18 protein-coding genes are annotated in these 20,142 nt (G+C 42.1%); all 18 read right to left on the reverse strand.

Going from position 1 to position 20,142, the window contains the following annotated elements; genetic code table 11:
• Positions 1–77: 77 nt before the first annotated feature.
• The gene (locus ACFGVS_RS01275; RefSeq protein WP_090652552.1) at positions 78–326 is read right to left on the reverse strand and encodes a hypothetical protein; all 249 of its coding nucleotides are present in this window, start codon (positions 324–326) and stop codon (positions 78–80) included.
• A 111-nt stretch (positions 327–437) separates the two neighbouring features.
• Positions 438–1,730, reverse strand: a complete 1,293-nt coding sequence (locus tag ACFGVS_RS01280; protein ID WP_439697135.1) for a WcaI family glycosyltransferase — start codon at positions 1,728–1,730, stop codon at positions 438–440.
• Between the two features lie 192 nt (positions 1,731–1,922).
• Positions 1,923–2,807: a glycosyltransferase family 2 protein gene (locus tag ACFGVS_RS01285; RefSeq protein WP_439697137.1), complete on the reverse strand. Its 885-nt coding sequence runs from the start codon at positions 2,805–2,807 to the stop codon at positions 1,923–1,925.
• Entirely contained in the window at positions 2,804–4,513 is a 1,710-nt protein-coding gene (locus tag ACFGVS_RS01290) for a GMC family oxidoreductase (RefSeq protein WP_439697138.1), read from the reverse strand. The genes ACFGVS_RS01285 and ACFGVS_RS01290 overlap by 4 nt, the downstream gene beginning before the upstream one ends.
• Positions 4,506–5,096, reverse strand: coding sequence for a putative colanic acid biosynthesis acetyltransferase (locus ACFGVS_RS01295; RefSeq protein WP_439697139.1), 591 nt, complete (start codon positions 5,094–5,096; stop codon positions 4,506–4,508). The genes ACFGVS_RS01290 and ACFGVS_RS01295 overlap by 8 nt, the downstream gene beginning before the upstream one ends.
• A gap of 51 nt (positions 5,097–5,147) precedes the next feature.
• The gene (locus tag ACFGVS_RS01300; protein ID WP_439697140.1) at positions 5,148–6,344 is read right to left on the reverse strand and encodes a glycosyltransferase; all 1,197 of its coding nucleotides are present in this window, start codon (positions 6,342–6,344) and stop codon (positions 5,148–5,150) included.
• Positions 6,341–7,450 (reverse strand): glycosyltransferase family 9 protein, encoded by a 1,110-nt coding sequence (locus tag ACFGVS_RS01305; protein ID WP_439697141.1) that lies wholly within the window; start codon positions 7,448–7,450, stop codon positions 6,341–6,343. Before ACFGVS_RS01305 ends, ACFGVS_RS01300 begins: the two co-directional genes overlap by 4 nt.
• A gap of 43 nt (positions 7,451–7,493) precedes the next feature.
• Positions 7,494–8,504, reverse strand: a complete 1,011-nt coding sequence (locus tag ACFGVS_RS01310) for a bifunctional heptose 7-phosphate kinase/heptose 1-phosphate adenyltransferase (protein ID WP_439697142.1) — start codon at positions 8,502–8,504, stop codon at positions 7,494–7,496.
• Positions 8,505–8,507: 3 nt separating this feature from the next.
• On the reverse strand, positions 8,508–9,107 hold the full coding sequence (locus tag ACFGVS_RS01315) for a D-sedoheptulose-7-phosphate isomerase (RefSeq protein ID WP_274208671.1): 600 nt from the start codon (positions 9,105–9,107) through the stop codon (positions 8,508–8,510).
• A gap of 29 nt (positions 9,108–9,136) precedes the next feature.
• Positions 9,137–10,555: a hypothetical protein gene (locus ACFGVS_RS01320; protein WP_274208670.1), complete on the reverse strand. Its 1,419-nt coding sequence runs from the start codon at positions 10,553–10,555 to the stop codon at positions 9,137–9,139.
• A 29-nt stretch (positions 10,556–10,584) separates the two neighbouring features.
• A complete protein-coding gene (locus tag ACFGVS_RS01325) occupies positions 10,585–11,826 on the reverse strand; it encodes a glycosyltransferase family 4 protein (protein WP_439697143.1) in 1,242 nt (413 codons plus the stop codon).
• A 39-nt stretch (positions 11,827–11,865) separates the two neighbouring features.
• Positions 11,866–12,975: a hypothetical protein gene (locus tag ACFGVS_RS01330; protein ID WP_439697144.1), complete on the reverse strand. Its 1,110-nt coding sequence runs from the start codon at positions 12,973–12,975 to the stop codon at positions 11,866–11,868.
• 25 nt (positions 12,976–13,000) lie between these two features.
• Positions 13,001–14,161, reverse strand: coding sequence for an acyltransferase family protein (locus ACFGVS_RS01335; protein WP_439697145.1), 1,161 nt, complete (start codon positions 14,159–14,161; stop codon positions 13,001–13,003).
• Positions 14,162–14,235: 74 nt separating this feature from the next.
• Entirely contained in the window at positions 14,236–15,171 is a 936-nt protein-coding gene (locus tag ACFGVS_RS01340) for an NAD-dependent epimerase/dehydratase family protein (protein WP_439697146.1), read from the reverse strand.
• Positions 15,168–16,283 carry a glycosyltransferase gene (locus tag ACFGVS_RS01345; protein WP_439697147.1) on the reverse strand — a complete coding sequence of 372 codons (1,116 nt, stop codon included), beginning with the start codon at positions 16,281–16,283 and terminating at the stop codon, positions 15,168–15,170. The genes ACFGVS_RS01340 and ACFGVS_RS01345 overlap by 4 nt, the downstream gene beginning before the upstream one ends.
• A gap of 50 nt (positions 16,284–16,333) precedes the next feature.
• Positions 16,334–17,476: a glycosyltransferase gene (locus ACFGVS_RS01350; RefSeq protein ID WP_274208664.1), complete on the reverse strand. Its 1,143-nt coding sequence runs from the start codon at positions 17,474–17,476 to the stop codon at positions 16,334–16,336.
• Positions 17,477–17,825: 349 nt separating this feature from the next.
• A complete protein-coding gene (locus ACFGVS_RS01355) occupies positions 17,826–18,815 on the reverse strand; it encodes a glycosyltransferase family 2 protein (protein WP_439697148.1) in 990 nt (329 codons plus the stop codon).
• Positions 18,799–20,112: a polysaccharide biosynthesis protein gene (locus ACFGVS_RS01360; RefSeq protein ID WP_274208662.1), complete on the reverse strand. Its 1,314-nt coding sequence runs from the start codon at positions 20,110–20,112 to the stop codon at positions 18,799–18,801. The genes ACFGVS_RS01355 and ACFGVS_RS01360 overlap by 17 nt, the downstream gene beginning before the upstream one ends.
• Between the last annotated feature and the right edge of the window lie 30 nt (positions 20,113–20,142).

Here is a 20,142-nt window from a genome sequence, read left to right on the forward strand (position 1 = left end):
ACGATACTGCAGCACAGACTGTTAACGCCGACAAGTTAGCATTGTAAAAAAAGAATGAAAATTAAGTAAGATTAGAATTAAGCCTCTTCTATATGAATAACACTTTTGGGCCTTGAAAAGGAAATTTCGACTTCCTGGTACAGGTAATTTGACGAAGAGTATTCATAAACAGCTGCTTCACTCATGCAAATAGTGAGTATCCCGTTATGCTCGGTTAACGATTTTACTGAACCGAAAAATGTCAGATCACGTTCCATATCGGTAACGTAAGCTTTTTGATTTTGGGACGTAGCCATTACAGAAGCACAAGTTAAGAAAAGTTGCATTTGTTTCGCTCTTTTAATTAACCTTTATACGTGAGGCGCCATCATTGGTTGTGTTTTTTTATTCGTTTTATAATTATTAAAAAAAGTGTTGCCTGTTTGATATGGGAGCAACTATTTTAATTCCAGGTATTCAAGAGGCCGTTTTTCATCAATATCAACAGGCGTTCGGTTTTCTAACTTATTAAAGAGTTTATTAAGTATACTATCCTTGTTTAAATAATTTTCCGCGTATTTGCGTCCGTTGAGCTTTAATATTGAGTTATCTGAAGTACAGAACTTTAAAATAGCGTTTTCGAGAGAGTTTAGATTTTCTGAGGCGATAACAACACCCATTTTGTTATCGTTAACAATTTCAAAAAGGTTTGTACCAGGTTCGGCAGTTATAAGCGCCAGCCCCCCTACTGCCAAAATAGTGGTTAGTTTAGAGGGCATAACCAGGTCGCTTGCACTCTTTTTTTGGAGTACCAGATGAATATCGGCCATGTTAAGAAAATTATTGAATTGGTCTGGCTGTTGTAAGGGCAAAAAATGCACATTGTCAAGTTTTTGCTCTTTAGCCTTTGCTATAAGTTTCTCCTTGTATGGCCCGGTTCCGCAAATGACAAATTTTATAAACGTAGATGACTCCAGGTGTTTTGCTACGGTCAGGATGCTTTCTAATCCCTGTTTTTCTCCTATACTTCCTGAATATAAAACAATTTTATCGTCTTCGTGAAACCCCCACAATATTTTCATTTCTGCGTTGTCATATAACGGGCAATAGGCAGTGGTATCTACCCAATTGGGAAAGAATAATATGTCCTTTACAGTTTTTTTTGAGATCTTTTTAAGCATTCCGGTAGATATAGTACTTACGTAATCCACCTTTTTCATGATTAGCCGTTCCATCGCGAACAGTGCTTTAAAAGCTTTGTCCGATTTAATTATTTGCAGGTCGCGGGCCGCTTCAATTTGCAGGTCCTGTATGTGATAAATGATTTTACCCCCTTTGAAAAATCTGTATATCAATCCCAAAAAACCAAGGTGAAAAGGCGGAGCAATACAAAAAATATAGTCTTTTTTGGGCTTAAAAAGCAGGTAAATTACCATCACAAAAGCGGATACAAAAAAACTAAATTCGTGAATAAGTCTTTTTAAGCCGCTCGGTCGTTTTGGTACATACAGCGGACAACGATAAATATTTAGCTTACCATTCTTTAATGTCTCGCGGCTAAAAAAACGATTTTTATACGGCTTTTGAGTTTGCCAATAAGGATAGTAGGGGAAAGCTGTAACCATTGTGCACAAAAAATTATTTTCGGTTAACCACTCAACCATTTCGCCGGTATATTTTCCAATACCGGTTAGCTCTGGTGAAAAGTTTATCCCTATAATGATAACACTCTTGTTTTTTGAAATTGTCATTTTATATAAGTGCAAATAAAGTTAATGCCTGTGCGTGCTGGTCTTCCAGTCGCCTATGCTAATGGCCGTTGTTATTTATATAATGGCTGATGGACTATTGCTTTTGTAAGGGTTTTTGACCAATAATCGCTTACCTTGCCCATATTCATAGCCAGGTTTATCGGTTTTAAAGACGATATTATTGTAAACCTGTTAAATGAGTTCCAATTCGGGAGATTCTTGTTTACTTATCGCGATAGAATTTTGGCCGATATCTTTAGACGTTTTATGCCTTTGTGATAAAACTTCCCTGGTTTTAATCATAATCATATGCTCATAAAAAGAGAGATTAATAGCATAAATAAGTCCCGGTAAACCTTCAGTAAAGCCCAAACTGAATATGTATGTATATATAAATCTTAATAACGGCCAGCCGGGTACTTTGATCATCCATGATTTTAACGCCGGATTTCGTGTACTTCCATGTTTACTGAATATGTTTTTAAACGGCGGGCATATATCCAGTCGCGCAATTGCTTCCAGTGATGAATAGCGGTTATGTCTTTCAATCCAATGAGACCACCCTTTTGAAAAACCGAAGTGCGTATAAGGCTCTTTTATGTATAAAACATTCCCAATTACCTGGTCTTCTTTTTGACCGTGCCCGAAATCTTTAAAAGTTACCCGGCCTTTGCGCAACAAGCGCAACTGCCATTTGGGGAAGTTGTCGCTTCTTTTAAGCCATATGCCTTCAAGCATCATTTTCCAGCAACAGTAAAAGCCGGCTGTTTCCTCATCGGCGTTATCGATAGCCAACTTAATAGCATTGGCAAATGCGGGGGTACTAACTTCGTCAGCATCTAAAAACAGTACCCAATTATGTTTTAAAACAATATTTTCGAGTGCAAAGTTGCGCTGTTTCCCGAAGCTTTCAAATGCGTTCATGCTAATTTTTGCACCATGTTGCCTGGCAATTTCGCAGGTTTTATCCGTGCTGAAAGAATCCAGAACATGAATGTCATCTGTCCACGTTAACGAATTTAAGCACGAGGGCAGGTCCGTATCTTCGTTTTTTGTAAGTATAATTACCGATATCATTTTTGTAATATTAAAACTCCGGCGTCATTAGCCTCGTGATTATTTTGCAGATTGTTTTGTGATACATCAGTTAAATGGCTTGCCAGTCGTACAGCAAATGCACCTAAAAAAAAGGTTGGATTAGCTTGCCCGGATGTCGGAAAAACCGAACTGCTGCATACATATACATTGCCGGTGCCCCAAAGCTTCAGGTTTTTATCAACCACGCCACTATCAGGAAAGTCGGCTATTCTTGTCGTTCCGGATTGATGTAATCCGTCTTTAGTCATGCTTTTAATTGCGGCAGGCAACTGGTTTTTGTCAAACCAATATTCGAGCTCGCCACAACCGCAATCTCTTAACCACTTATCGAGTACATCGTGCAGTTCAATCACCGACGAAACGTCCTGATCGGTAACTGAATAATTAATTTGTAAGGTTTCACCGTCGGCAGCCAGTTCCATGCAATTGCTTGCAGAAGGTATTTGCTCGGCATGAAAATGTAACGCATAAGTGTTTTTAGGGCTGTAAAGAAATATACCGGGCAGTTTACGTTTAACGCAGTACCTTTTATAGAAAATGGCAGCAGGTTTTAACAGCGAATTTGGTAATCCCTTTATAATATTGCCTATATGTGCGGGTACCCTGGTTACTTTACCTTTGGTAATTGAATGTGCAATTGCCGGCGGCGCCAGTTTTTTGCCAAGTACCGGAGTTATCATTGCCATGTACATAAAAGACATCGCTCCGCTCCGGTGCTTAGGATCAAAGTATAAAGGGTTGTCCAGCCATATAGCTGTGTTTAACAGGTTTTTTGCCTTTAAAAAATCGGTCGAAAACTGAAATCTGCGCCTTGTATAAGTTCCATCAGCATGTTTTATGAAAGAATAGTCTGTTTTTTTGGGATTACCATAAAATTTAACGCTGGCAATTTTTCCCGATAAATGGCCCTGGTAATATTTTCCTAAAGCTTGTGGTGTATTGCCTAAATTATTAAATATCTGTGTGTTACGTAGTAATATCCGGGTGCTTTCCTGGGCGCCTGATGCTATAATAAATGAACCGGCAGATATTTTGAATTCAATTTTGGTAGCTACTTCTCTTACTGTCAGGTACTCAACTATATCATTTTCGTTGGGGGCACAAAAATCCCTTGCTTCAAATCCCTGCAATAAAGTCAGGTTTTTTTGGGCTTTGATATCGTTCTCATAACGTTTGCCAAAACGGGTTGGCATACTGTATCTTTCTAATGTATTGTCGGTTACTATGCCCTGTTTAAACCCTTCGGCTATAGTGTTATATCGCACACCAGGTATGGCCGACAAATTAAAATCGGCATTTCCGCATTCAAAGTATTTGGCGGCTGCCGGTGCGTAGGTTTTAACTTCGTTAAACAACGTGCTATCCCATGTACAGTTGCCGTTTAAAATTGGGCGGTCAATAAAATCGATATCATCATACATCACACAACGGCCTCCCCAGGTTGCAGATGTGCCCCCTAAACCTTTATTCGTACACTCCGAAGGAGCGTGATGATTTTCAACATTGGTTATTGTAATGGAACTATCTAAGCTGTTTTCTGCCGGCTGCCCGCTTACACCGTATTCAAGCAATACAACAGATTTATGAGGGTTTAGCCGCGAATATTCAAGAGCGAGGATAATGCCCGCCGGGCCACTGCCAATGATGCATAGGTCGAAATTAAAAGGGAAATCATGTTTACTCATCCTGATTGCTGTTTAGGTTGTCTAAAAAGTTAGTTCGTTTTTTTAAAGGCAGGGCCGGGTGTCCGCCATATACTGTCCAGGGCTCCAGATCGCGAGATGTTACCGATGCCGCCCCTAACACGCTACCATCCATACAACATACTCCTGGTAACACAACCGCCTTCGAACATATCCAGGAATAGGGGGATATGATTATTTGCTTCATGATATATGTAAAATCGGCTGTGTTATAATCATGGGTAGCGCCACATAGGTAAGCGTTTTGGGAGAGGATTGAATGGTGGCCCAAAAAAACACCACCGGGATTATAAATCTCGACCCCCGGGCCAATGGTAACAATATCCTCCGTTTCCAGTAGCCACGGAGCCCATATCTTGCAATCGGGGTAGATGATATTTTTATCGCCAATTTTGCCACCAAATGCTCTTACAATTAAAACCCGCCATTTATGCAGCGGCTTGGGTGTCCATCTGCACAATAGTGACCAACACAGGTTCCAAATGGCCCTTCGTAGCTTATTAGAAAATGAAAATACGGGCCGTAAGTATCCATCCACACTATCCTTACTATGATAAGAAAACATATTTGCTGTTTGATTATGATTATGTTCGGGCAATTTTGCCCCTGGACTTTTTTAATTGAATAAAACCTCTTGAAAACGATTGATGACTGCATTCACTTCAAAATGTTGGTCGTAGCAACGCCGGGCGTTGACTCCCATTTTTTGTTTTTCTACTAATGATAACTTCTGCCAGGTACTAAGCATATCATAAGTCCCGGTTTTATTATCGTCGGCAACCAATGCACCACCGGCTTCGCATAACTCGCGCCAGATGTTTACCTGGTTTGATATGAGCACCGGCTTATTACATGTTAAAGCTTCCACTACAGCTATTCCAAAGTTTTCCTGATGACTTGGCAGCACAAACGCCTCGCACCCGTAAAATGCTCCCCATTTGGCCTCGCCGGTAAGCATACCTGGAAAATAAACAAGGTTTTTTAGGAGTGTCGATTCGGCAACTGTTTGTTGCATTTGTAGCCCATAATTGCTGTCGAGGCCCGGCCCGGCAATTACAAGTTTAGGTAGGTTGCTAACCTTAGCGTTTATTGAACTTAATTGGCTTTCGGCGATTTGTTTGTATGCATCAATAATTAAATCGACCCCCTTTTTCTCGTGTATCCTGCTGAGAAAAAGTAAATAAGGGCTATCACTCAATCCTGGTACCGAGTTTTTAAAAATATCAGCCATTTTTACATTGTAGGCGGGGGGAGCTATTACCCCCAGGCCAACAACAGTCTCAGATTTTGGTTTATATGGCCAGAAAGGCAGCCGGGCAAGAATTAGCTCAGTTTCGCAGGTAAATAAAATTTTATCTGCGCTATTAATAAGTTTTTTTTCAATTAAGCTCCAATAAATTACATTCCTGATTGCTTTTATCCTCCGGCCTTTTGCCCGTTGAAAATAGGGGTCAAGCATGCCATGAGGCATCACAAATAGTTTTGGTTTAATACCGCTTGTCTTTAACGCGTTAAATGCTTTATAAACGGCGAAACCATGATACAACCAAAGGCCGTGAACTATTACAACATCAAACCGGGTAATATTGGCAGAAAGCCACGGCAATAATAATTTGCTATAATGCCAGGCGTTTGCTGCCGGGCCTAATGCGTGCTGAAGAAAGATGTCTGTTTTGTTAAAAATATCTTCGTCTACACTAACAACTTCGTTTTGTATACCCAGCTTTTGCAAACCGCCTGCGCATATTCTCACCGCTTCACATACGCCACCAGTTTCGGGGTTCATACTGCTAATTACGTGGAGTACTTTCATAATTGTACAGCAGCGGTTAAAATGGACGAAGAAACAGGTGCCTTGTTGTTTAATATTTTAAAAACCGATTGTATTACTTCATCTACGGTGATAGACAGAATGCATTTTTTTTGTTGAACCAAGCAAACCTCAAGTCCGCAACCTGCGCACGCTGGCAGCTTGTAAAGTATTTGGTTATTTTCTCCTCGCGGAAACCATTGGCCGGGTAAGTTGCGTGCAGAGTAGATACCTACACACGGTGTACCCACTCCGGCAGCCAAATGTATTGGGCCACTATCATGGCCAATAAAAGCCTTAGCCTTCTTTAACAATGCTGCCGATACCCGGGGTGTTGTTTTGCCGCACAAATTTATCGACTGATGTTTCCAGGCTGATATAAGTTGTGCCGCCGTTTCTGCTTCGTCCGGAGCTCCTATAATCATCAACTGCCAACCCGGAAGCAAATTTGATAGTTGGCTTAATAACGTTTGCCAGTTGCCAACTTCCCAATCGTTCGATTGATTTTTTGTGCCTGTTGAGATAGCCAGTACGGGAGTATCTTTTATTAATAAAAGCTCATAACTATTGGCAATTTCTAATTCGCTTTCGGTTAAATTCAAATCCCAATTTTTGTCATCTGATAAATCAATTGCACCCAAAAGGCTAATCCTCCTGTCTAATCGTTTAGCTTCCCATTCCATGATGCCTGTTTGTGGATCAACACAAACTTCAAAATCTTCCCTGGCTGCATCAAAACCTACCAAATTTGCAATACCTGCAGCTTTGAAAAACAACTTATCTCTTAACAGGGAATTTTTTGATCGGGTTGGATTGATATTTATTACCGTATCAATTTTTAATGCGCGGATTTGCTTAATCAGATCAAAAAGTACTTTAAGGTTCCTGGTGCCCACCGGGTAATTAATGGTGCGGTTAAAAAAGTAATGGCTGCCTAAAATAGCTTCAATTGCAGCAGCTTTGGCCATTACCGGTTTATTGGTAAGCAAAGTAATATCTGCGTGTGGAAACGAATTTCTTATTTTGTGGAAGCTGGGCAAAGCCATTACTGTATCGCCCAGGCTGCCAAGCCTGTATATAAGTACTTTGTTGTTTTTTGAAATGCTCATAATTAATGGCAATTACCGCAAAGGGGAAGCGAATGAATATTTATTATAGTATACTTTGATATTCCATATCGGCTTTAAGCAGCCAATCTTCAAGCTCCTGGTAATCTATAGGCGCAGTACCTACATGTGCAACTACGCAACCTGCGGCAGCGTTTGCAAAGCGGGCCGCCTCTGCTGCATTGGCGCCACTTGCCAAAGCTGCGGTTAAGGTGGCTATAACGGTATCGCCAGCGCCCGATACATCAAAAACCTGGCGTGCAACCGTTGGTAAATGTTCAACCACTTCGCCGCGGTGACTAATTGCCATTCCGTCGGCCCCTAACGTCACTATCAAAATTTCGGGATTATAAATATCATGTATGCGCCTGCAAATTTTTTCTATCGGATATTTTTCTTCCGGTGCAGGTTCTGGCAGTTCTGCAAGTGCAAGTGCTTCGGCACGGTTTGGAGTTAACAGCCCAACGCCGCGAAATGATAACCTCCGGGCCGGCTTCGGGTCGACAGCTACTAACAAGTCCGGTAAATCGCGGGCTATTTTTAAGATAGAGTCAAGTAACGATTGGGAGATAACACCTTTGGCATAATCAGATACGATCACCGCATCAACATCCGAAAGGGCTTGCCTCAGCATATTTTCAAAACCCGGAGCCGAGTCTATGGTATAACACTCGCGAGTATCCTCACGGTCGATACGGCAAAGTTGCTGTGAATGAACAATAACCCTTGTTTTAACAATAGTAGGTGCCTGGAACAGTAATTCGGGCGGTAGATATTTCACACCTTTACCAGACAGAATTCCTAAAAGCTTTTTACCCGCTTCGTCCATGGTGCAATGCCCCATTATTTTGGTTTTTACCCCCAGGTTTGATAGGTTGATGGCAACGTTGGCAGCACCGCCTGCCGTGTAGGTGTCTTTATTTACCTGTACCACCGGGACAGGAGCCTCCGGAGATATCCGGTGTACATTACCCCAGATGTAATGATCGAGCATTAAATCGCCAATGACCAATACTTTAATGGTGGTTAGCCCTTTTAATAAATAAGATAGGTTCATGAGTTAATAATTTAAGGTGCTCCAGTCTGTTATGTCAAGTTCTTCAAGCCACTGATGCAGGATAAGTGTATGCATTTCCTGAATGCGCGCAGTAGTATTGCTTGGTATGATAATTTCATGATCGCAGGTGCCTTTTATGGTTCCGCCGTTTTTACCCCCGAGGTATATGGTGATGATGTTTTGTTTGCGTGCCTGCGCAAATGCTTCGATGATATTAGGGCTGTTGCCGCTTGTACTAAAACCAACCAGCACGTCGCCCGGCCTGCCGAGTCCTTCCAGTTGCCTTGAATAGATAGCGTCGAAGCCATAATCATTCCCAATACAGGTAATTGCGGTTACATCGGCGTTTAAGCAAATAGCAGGTAGGCTGCGGCGTTCGGCTTTAAAGCGGCCAACAAGTTCTTCAGAAAGGTGAAGGGCATCGGCAGCGCTACCGCCGTTTCCGCAACTGATGAGTTTGCCGCCATTTAAAATTGAGTATTTAATTGCCGAACAGGCCGCTAATACAGATTCCTCAAGTTTTTTGCTTGCCGAGATTACGTTTGTTAGTTCCTCAAGCGATTCGGCAAAAGAAGGGGCAGCCACGTTTAATTGGATTAACATAAAAAAATAAATTGAGGTAAGTTATTGGGTTAAATGGCGCGTTGATTTCCGGTTGGGTTAACAGAATTATCCTGCTCAAGGGTTTTTACCACCCATAGTTTGCGGTTTGGTGTGCGTAATGCGGCAAGTGTAATGCCACCAAGCACCACGTCGAAGCCAAGCGACGTTGGCTGGGCCCATTGCCCCTGCATAATGGCCAAAATGCCAATGCTACATATCATCCATGGTAAAAAGTCGCCGATAGCAAGTTTACGGAAGCTATCGATAGCTAAATTCCACACAAAAACAATTCTTATAAAAATAACGGAGAAGCCCATGATAATACCCATTTCGCCAATCAGGCGGCCCCATTCACCTTCGGATATCAGGTAAACAGTATGATCGCCGGCTATGAGCATGCTGCCGACACTCGTTCCCATCCCAATCCCGTAACCAAAAAATGGTTTTTGCGCCGATTCGATAATAGCACCAATCATGCCGCCTAAGAAACGATCAACAAATACGCCTGATACTCCACCTTCAGTTTCGTTGGCACTGGTAAACCTATGTGTAAATACTTCCAGCGGGGTAGCAAAAACACTGAGCTGGCTTAAGGCGGTAAACGTAATTAGCAGTACTACTATCGCCACCAGCATTTTGCCCAGGTATTTTGGATTGCGCGATATGGCTATCAGCGAAAATAGCGTGCAAGCCAGCACAAGAGACAACAGGCTGCGGCTTATTGATAACGGTATAGCCACCATAACACCCAAAGTTGCACCAATAAGCGCCAATCGGTTTATGCTTTTTGGTGTTAGCCAAAAGTAAAATACATACGCGGCCGAAAAACCAAAAAACAAGGCTGTGCCGTTTGTGAATGAGAATGTAGCCGGTGGACGAAAAAATCCCATAGCTCCGTCAAAACCACCACCTTTTAAATCGCCGCCAACACCGCGGTTAACAAATGCCGATTGCGGGCTATAAAACTGCATAGCTATTAATACGGCCATGGGTATTGTTATCCATATAGTTGCTTTGCCAATTTTGATTACATCATCACGGTCAAATACTTTACCGATAACAAACATGAGCGGAAAATGAAACATCAGGATCCTGGCACCGTAAATGGCCACGGCAAAATTGCCATGTCCGAAAGCAAGGGCGGTAACTATGCCTATTGCGCCAATGGCTATCATTCCATTAACGTATAAATTTGACGGTAACAGGTTGCGCTTCCATGCAAGTAAAACCAGCCAAAGAGCTAATGGATCACGTACAACAAGCAGGGGAGTAGACAGGCCGGGTAATACCCATTTGCGTAACGCTCCCTCAAATATCAGCAGTAAAAAGTAAGCCCAGATGCCCTGCTTTAAAAGAAGGTTAGGGTCTTTACGGTCAACCGGCCGGGCAACGTAAAAGCTTTTTGAAAGTCCCTGAAGCGTGGTCATTGTTGTTTTATTACCAGTCATTATGGTGTTAAATAATTTTGGTACCAGCATTAAGATATATACTCATGAAGCGATTGGGCTATTTTATCTCCATAAGCATCCCATGTGTAACCGGCAGCTTTTTTTTGCGCTTTATATCCCATTTCGGGTATCAGGTTACGGTTATCTAAAAACCAGGAGATTTTTTCGGCTATACTATCGGGCGAGGCTGTTGGTATCAAAAAACCGGTTTCTCCTTCGTCAATCAAATCGGCCCCGCCTGTGTTGGAGGTAATAATTAACGGCAGGCCCTGGCTCATCGCTTCCTGCATTACCAGCGCCCGGCCTTCTGCAATTGATGGAAGGCAAAATACATCGCAGGTGCGCATCAGTTCCAACACTTTATCATGTGATCTGCCACTTTCGTAAGTAAAACCCGATAGTTCATTACGGTAAAACTCAATTGGTGCAAGTAACGAACCCATCACAACCAACTCCACATTTTTGCTGTTTATTTTTTTTATAGCCGCAAACAAATCTGCAAGCCCCTTTCGTTGCCCCATCGACCCGGCAAATAAAACGCGAAGCGGGACATTTGTATTTTTTGGGACATTTAAGCCACCTGGCGTTGTTTCCGGTGATCCAAAGGGCGAAACGATCAGTTTTTTATTTGCCCAAAAGGGCAGCGAATCAATGACAAATGACCCCGGCCCAACTACAACGTCGGCCAGTTCAAGTTCCTGTGTTTTTCTTTCCAGTTTGGCTTCAGAATCGCTGATACCTCCGCCCAGTGTAACAGCCCACTGTGGTAGCCTGGCGGCTTCCTGGTTCATGAGTTTTTTAACTGTTTTCCAGTAGGCAATAGGTAAATCATAAATGCATTTAAGCCCCATTTTTTTTGCCTGTTTAAATGTTTCTAAAGCACCGTCTTCATAGGCATAAACAGCGTCTATCTTATTTTTTGCTGCATTATTTACAAGTTGCCGGGCGTTATACTTGTCAAGATCATGGTATACAGCATCAATGCTTGCCCATCCTTTTTCATGTTCAATGCATTTATTATAGCCCAGCCTGGGCATAGTCATACGGGCAAGTTCAAGAATTGGGCGGGTATGAATACTGGCCCTTGATACCGGGAATGTGCGCCGTAGCCATTCTGTGCGGATATTTTGGGGCATTAACTTAAGCCACAAGGCATCCGCATTGGCCACAAGCGTAGTATTAAAGCCGCCGAGCATATCCGCTTTGGCAAGGCTGGTAATAACGGCCCTCACATTGCGGTTACCAGTAGGATGAGAAATATTTATTTTCATGAAACCTTTGAGTAGTTGTATATAAATGCAAAATGTAATTTAACCGTTTATCCAGCTTTGCATGTCAAGGGCGATAGCTTCCCAACTTCTTGTTAACCAAAACCATTGGTGCAGTAACAGTCGTCTTTTTTCTCCTTCAATGGTAGTTAGCAGTGTTTGGTTGGTCATTAACTCGTGCGGGCGAAATATGGCAACACCCGGGGGCTCGTCTAATGTTACAGGTGCCTCGCAAATTACAGGCACTGCATGTGCAGACAGCGCCGCGAAAGTTCCCGATTTGCGAAGACTATCGGCAGTTTGGCCTACCAACGCTGCTTCTGCAGTTAACATCATTGCCGAAACTTCGCCGGGGTCAAGCGTTCCTGTCTGTATTAAAACACCAGGCCCTAATTGGCCCGATGCCAGGCTAAGTTCTTCATCGGCGTAATGATTGTTTAAGGGCCCAATTGCATAAATTTTTTTTATCAAGCCATTATTATGCAGCTCTTTTATCAGCGGCAGATGTTGTTGAAGTGTCCACAAGCGGGTATGGGCTAAGCCAAATATTACCCATTCGCCTGGCTTCCTGATGCTTGTTAATCCATTTTCTTTATCAACCGGCAAAATATTTGCGCCAACCAAACTCAGTCTTACTTTTTTGCTATTGGTTAGCGATATTATTTTTTCTTTTTGCTCGTTGGTTACTACGGTAATGCCATCGGCCAGTTTGCTCAGTTGTTTTACTGTGTACTTTATAAGTTGATTGCGTAACTTATGGTGTATTCTCAAACCAGCGCTATCGTCCCATGTTTCGTGAAAAAAAATATAAAGGTGATTGTATGGCGACTCTTTTTTAAACTTTTTTAATGCCTGCAGCAATTTAAACGGTAACCCTGTTTTGGAATAACTTGTTGGTGTAAAGTTTAAGAGCAAATCGCCGGGAGTGCTGTTTTTTTCAATTTGCTTAAGCAGACTTTGCCAGTATGCTGTTGTTAAAGTTAGCGGAGTATCCCGTATTACTTCGGGAAAATATTCTACCCCGATTTTAACCGATTTGTAAAATTTGTTTAATGCTAATGCTGTTTTATATGCGTGATCGCTTACTCCGCAAACCCCCGGAGGACAGGTAGGCGCGATGATGATCAACTGCCTGTAGGTGCTCGTGTTCATTGGTAAAATGATTTGTTTTTTTGCTTTAGTTATAAACGGCTTCGGGCTCAGGCAGGTCCTCTGGCTTTGTAAGGGGTGTTGGTACAGTTCGTTTTTTTATGAATCGTTTTTCCCAAAACTCGTATGAAAAATGTGCGGTTACGGTAGTTAAGGCAATTACGATTAATAACTCTAAAATTTTACTTCCGGGGAAGGCATACATTTTGGCACTAAATGCCATTACACTAAATATGATAATTGGATGGTAAACATACATGCCGTAGGATATTTTACCTAAATATTGAAAAAGGCGCAGTTTAGTAAAAGAAAACAGCCACACATCTTTTTGTTCTAAAAGGTTAGCTATTATAGCAGCGCTTGTTAAGTTCAGCACCGAATACCCCCAGATCCATTGATAGCCCTGCGGCAGGTTACCTGGCCAGCCAAAAGAAGACCAATGGTAAGATGGAATGGAGATAACCAGAAGCAAACCCGTAACTACGGTTAAAGTAATACATGAATAAACAACCCTGGCTTTACTCATTATCTCCCTGAAAGGTTTGTTACATAACAAAGCGCCAAATACAAATGCATCCAGATGTGAAAATGGCAGCACATAAGGAGCCAGCGCTTCATCAATTGCATTTCCGTCGAAACCTACAAAGTATTGCAGGTGGTTGCACACTAAATATACTACAACCCTTATAACCATTGCTGCCGGCAACAACCAAAGTAATGTTTTTAAAAAGAGGCTTTCGGGTAATTTCCATAAAAACAAAGGCCAAACCAGGTAAAACTGCCATTCAAGAGATAAACTCCATAAGTGGCCGTATATCATGTGAAACGTGTAGCTATCAAACAACCACCTGAAGTTGAGTGTGTAAGTTAACAACCATGGCCATTCGGTACTTAAAGCCTCAGGCTTGTGTATAAACAGGAAGATAACACCCAGTATTAGCAGGTATCCGTAATAAAGAGGAAACAATCGCAACATCCTGCGTTTGTAAAAGTCCTTAAAAAACGTAATCATGCCTTGAGTTTGGTATTGCTGCTTTCCTTTTAGAACGATGCCCGATATCAAAAAACCGGATAGCACAAAAAAGAATTGAACCCCTATCCATCCGGCCGGGAAAAGAAGATAGTGGTGAGCTATTATTGCCAGTGCCGCCAAAGCACGCATGCTATCCAGTTGCGGATTGTATTTCATCTAATTTTTATTAACGCGGGGAAAACGTTTATTTTTTATATAAACACAATCGATTTATATAAGCCGGTGATTTTTTAGGCTGAAACTTTTGCCCACTCTGCAACTTGTTTTAGCCCATCATCCATGCTGTACTTTGGGGCGAACCCCAATTTTGATATTTTACTGATATCTGCCCGCCAATTTAAGGGGTCGCCTTTGGGTACATTACCGTCAAAAGTTATCTCAACATTAATATTTAAATGCTTTACAAGGCAATTAGCAACCTCGGCTACGGTTGTTTCTACTCCTGAGCCCAAATTATATATCACAAAATTTTCATCCGAAGGATGTTTTAATACAGTAAGCACGGCCTGGCATAGATCCTCGACATATAAAAAATCCCGGCTTTCTGCTCCGGTCCCAAACAACCTGATGGCTGGCTGGCCAATTGCCGCGGCGCGGATGGCACGCATGCTTACATCATAAATAAGCTGTTTCCCGAGTCCCGGACCGTATACAGAGAAAATGCGAAAAATAGTAGCCTTTAGTCCCATTGCCCTGGAATAGTTTGATAACAGCGATTCTGCCAGCGACTTGTGAATACCATACGGCGAAATGGGCTGTAACGCTGTAAATTCGGTTATTGGAAGTGTTTTAGGATTACCGTAAACGGCAGCGCTCGAAAAGAAAAATACCTGGGCTTGTGGCTGGTTTTTAGCAAGGTAAAGTGCAATGCGTGCGGTGCCCGGTAATAAACTTGAAAAATCGCCGTAGGGGTCGTTAACTGAAGATGCCACAGAGGCACCCCCTGCCAAATGACATACCGCTGCTAAAGCATCTCCTTTAATTAATTGATCAAGATCGGCATTTTCCAATGATGAGGTTGCAAAGTCGGCCCATAAATGGGGGCGAAGCGGTGCCCGAAGGTCAATACCAATTAACCTGTAACCCTGTTTTGAAGCGGCATCGGCCAGGTAGGTGCCCAAAAAGCCCGATGCACCTGTTATAAGTATAGTTTTTTGGTTATTCATGAAAAGAAAAGTTTAGGGTTATCAAAACACTGTTGCCAGCGGGCGGCCATTACGGTTGTAGAAAAATGCCGGTCATAATATGCCTTTAATCTTGCGGGGTCAAAGTCATTGGTCTCAATTCTTTTTATCAGTAGGTAAAGGCCGATTGTAATATTGTCAAGGGTTGGCTGTACCAGGATAGAATCTGGATTGTTTTGGCAGCAATCTTTTATAGCGCCGATATTTGTTGCCATAAAGGGTAGCCCGTAGGCCATCGATTCTAATAAAATAAGCGGCAGGCCCTCCATCTCTGTAGATGTTAAAACCAGGCTATCATAAGATGCCATTAATTCTGCTCCCTCTCTGTCGCCGGGATATCCTCCCAAAAAATTGATTTTATGTTTAATCCTTAGGTCTTTTGCAAGCTTTAGTAACTTATCTTCTTCTTCGCCTTTGCCCCATAAATCCAATGAAAAATCACCGTGTGATGGAAGCGATGCAATTGCTTTAAATAGTAATGGTAGTCCTTTGTTGCCGGCAAGCCTGCCGAAATAGGCCAGCTTTATTTTTCCTTTGGTTTTATTGGTGCTTGTTTTTAAAACTCCATCTACAGGCGGCTGCGGGAAACATGGCAGCCAATTCACTCCGCGTGGGTTGGCTAAAGTGGTAGTCCAGTATTCAAGCATTGATGGTGCCTGCACAGCAATGCCGTCGAAATTTGTCCTGGTATCGATCCATATTTGTTCATCCTGCGACCTATTGGCTATGAAATCCTGGGCGATTTTAAAACTGCCGGCTTTGAGAAACCGGGTTATAAAAATGGATGAGTTTGATAGTCCAATACTTACAAATATATCGGGCCCATACAATCTTGCCCTCACGCCCGCTAAAATCAACGCAACGTATTTCTTTATCTTTTGAAACAGGCCGGATACTTTGTGAGCAACTATGCCAATTATAGCTTTATAGCCAAATGGTTGGTCGGCAACGGGCCTATCGGTAATGTTAATTATTTTTAGCGTATAGCCGGCCGTTATGGCAAAGTCAAAAAGTTCTCGATAGGCGGTTTGTGCCCCGCCCAAGCCATCGGTATGGCCCATTAATAATATTTTTTTCGGAGATGATTGTGTCATTATTTACTTCGTTAGCTTGATGTATTTAAGCCTTAGATTTGGCTGATCTGTTAAAGACAAAAAGCTGTGTATGCTTCCGCTGCATTTAAGAGATTATTAGGAGCGGTTAATTGATTTTTTAAGGTATAGGCGCGTAAAATAGCGTTGGGTGAACTTGCCTGGTAGATGCCTTGTTTTTCCATCGGCTTTGCGTGGTAGTTTGTATCGGCCGATGAAATCATAACTGGTATCCCTCTCTCCATCCAGGCTATTGCCGAGCCACTTTTGTCAATGCCATCAACAGGGCTGGTTACAACGCCAATATGTACCAGTTGCATGCTGCGGTTTATCATGGCCGGCGACAGCGGACCGGTTTCCCAATAAAAAATGCCTGGTAATTCCCTGATCATGTTGACTGTTTCGAGTTGCCTGTTGTGGCCAATAAACAGTACGCCCAATTGTAAACCCAAAGATTTTGCTGTGCTAACCCCCATTTTGAGCAGGTTATCGAGCCCGGGACAATTATATGTGGTACCAAAAAAACCGAATATTAACCAATCTTTACGGTTTAAGATTAACGGCAACAGATCGGCCCTGGTTGCCAGATCATCCCAATCAGACTGGCTTCCTGATTCGCTTACCGATATGTTTCCAAAAATCGGAACTACCGCGGCTGTGATGCCAATTTGCTTTAAAAAATGCTGGTATGGCTTAATGCTCGTGAAAACAGTCTCGGGTTTTAATGCAAAAACTAAGATTTTTAAAAAAGTCTTCTGAAGCCGGCCTAAAATTTTTTCTTTAAATCCGGCATTAGCTGCCATCCCGCACCACAATTCGTGGAACATAATATGTAGTTTCCTGGCCCCAATGGCTTTGCCAAGTTTTAGTGAAATATCAATTGGCAGGCCGTATTTATCGAATCCAAACCCTACATATTGTAAACTAACCAGGTCGGGGTTAAATACTGCTATTTTTTTTCGCAGTCTGTCATATCTTTCTGTCGTATTTAAATTGGCCGGTAAACGTTGTACAGCTAACCCAACACCATCGATGCTTTGCACCTCATTTTTAACTTCGAATAAATAGCTATCATTTATAGCTATAGCTTCAACCTGATCGCCTCTTTTTATGATCTCGCATGCCAAACGCCGAACATAGTCGCCTACGCCGTCGCTGCCTGTTTGTAATGAGGCGCAGATAAAAGTGATCTTCATCTTTTGAGTTATTATATTTCAATATTCTATATTGATTTCACATACGTTACAGTGTACCACCCCGTACCTGGGTGTGTCAGGGTGTACCACCCCGTACCAGGGTGTACCAGGGTGTACCAGGGTGTACCAGGGTGTTTCACCCCGTTTCACCATGTACCGGTACACACACTTTATTGGTTATACATAGTACCCAAAAACGGGAAAATCACCTGTTTTTAATCATAAAAGACCGCTACCACTATGTTTAACTTTATACAGAAGTTGAATGTTAACGACTGATTCTTGATTAAATACATTTGCCAAATGTGACGTTAACAGAGTTCTTTGATCAACCTTAAGGTGTTGTTGTTTAGTTTAAACTATGCAGAACGCTTCTTTTAAACTTGGTGAAAAAGTGGCGCGTTTGTAATAAGCCGGGTTTCACAAGGGCCAGGCCTAAATAGCTTGATATCCTGGCTGCAAAACTTTTATCCGCATTTTTATACTCCCAATCGCTGATGTGTTTTTCGGGAAGCAGCTGATACTTAAGTGCCGACTTAAGTTGTTTGGTAAAAGGTTTAAATAGCGGTTCTGCTAAGAGTGTCAGGTAGTAATCAATTAACTCGTTTGCTTTGCTGTCCCTGATTACCAAAGTTTTTGATTCATGATGGTATCTGAAATAAACCAATACGTTGTTGGTATATAAAACTGTTTTAAAGCGAACAAAGTAGGAGGTAAAAAAGATTCTGTCGAAATAATAGGATGAATATTCGGGAAACTTACCCGCTGCTTTAATATTAACCAAATCGCACCAAACACCCGGCTGATGGAATGTGCTTTTGAGCGATATAAAATCGCCCGCCGCGAGGCTCTTGTTTTCGATTATATCTTTAAAAGAAGGGTCATTGTCGTAAAAATTAAACACTTTCCCGGCAATGGTAACGCCTTTTTTATAGATAGAGGCAACGTTACAGAGGGCCTCAGGCGCAAGGTAGTCGTCGCTGTTTATCCAATTAAAAATATCTCCGGTACATTTTGTAATTCCCTTGTTTATTGCATTTGCCTGGCCCGAATCTTTCTCGCTAACCCAAAAGCTAATCCATGGCTCGTATTTTTTTATGATATTAACGGTGTCATCGTTACTGCCGCCATCAATAATAATATACTCCAGGTTGGGATAGTTTTGCAATAAAATCGAGCGGATGGTTTCCTCAATAAATTTACCCTGGTTGTAGCTTGGCGTAACAATTGAAATTTTAGGCCATTGCTTTTTTGACTTGTAAATATCGGCGTTTACTTCTTCAGTCCACGGCCAGCCTTCTTTGCTCTCAATGCGCGGCAGTTTATTCAGTAACGACATAGTTTTGGTTTTTTACTTTATTAATCATAATAAGGCTAAAGACAACGTGCATCACTGCCTCAAAGCCGGCAACGTACAGATTTAGTAGCAAAATGCCCCTAAGTGTCGAGATATCAATGAGTGCCGCACATACGGCAATGGCAGCAATACTCGCCGGAATAAGAATTATTGGTTTTATTGCCCAGCCACGATGGGTATACAATGAGAATGATGAACCAGCAATTAAGGCAACGCAACTGCCCGCAATGTTTAAAACCATCTCGTTTTTAAGGTTTGCATATGATGGGCCGAGCACCCACAAAATAGGCACCGGGAACAGCCACACAATGGCTATAATTAACGCCATCAGCACAAACAACAACAATTGTATTTTAAGGTAATTGCTCATTAACACCCTTTTATTATCGGGCAGGCGTGCAAAACGCGGCGATATTAAAGTTGAGAAAAGGACATTGAATAGCCCCAACACCATTACTAACCTGCCAAGCGCGCCAACTTGTGCAACTGCTGTTGTTGAGCCAAAAATTGATATAAGCCAGATGGTTATTTGCCCCGAGGCGCAATAATAAATTGCGCCTGGCAGAATCCTTTTAACAAATTTCAATATTTCCGCACGAACAAGGGGATCAGGCTGCTGATGAATACGGGCATATTTGTAAGATGTTTTTCGCAGTTGAAGGTTTGCCCATATTTGGGGCAAACCCGAAGCAAGCACCGCTATATACGCCCAGGGGAAAACGAATATGGTAAGGCCGGTAAGTATAAGCCTCAAAACGTTGGTTCCAACCTGTATTTTTTGAAGTGGCGCAATATCCTGCTTTAGCTTGGGGGCAACCTCCAGCAATGTACCGGATAACGACATGAAAAATGCCGGTATAAGGGATAATGTTATTAGTGATGCAAATAACCAACCCGCACCGTGATGTATCAAAAGGTACAACAAAACAGGTACGGCTATTATAAGGCTGCCTGCGGCAAACTTTTTTCTTAGGTCTAAACCGGTGGCTATTACCAAACCTAATTTTTCACGATCCATCCATATTTTGCCCCCTTGCGACATTACGCCGGTTGATATTCCGCCATCGGCTAACAGGATCATTGTGCCAAGCATCGTATTTGCCAAAGTATATAAGGCATATTCTTTTGTGGGCAGTAATCGTATAACAATAATAGCGCTTAGAAAGCCAATTACTTGTATGATTAACTGTGCCGATCCGGTTATGGTTATGAGCTTACCCCATTCAATTGCCTTAGCGTATCTTGAATTAATGTTTAAGTTTTGAGCAATAGCTTTCATAAAAAAATAAGTGCCGGTGTATAAACCGAT

Source organism: Mucilaginibacter sediminis (genome assembly GCF_051903035.1).
Taxonomy (GTDB): domain Bacteria; phylum Bacteroidota; class Bacteroidia; order Sphingobacteriales; family Sphingobacteriaceae; genus Mucilaginibacter.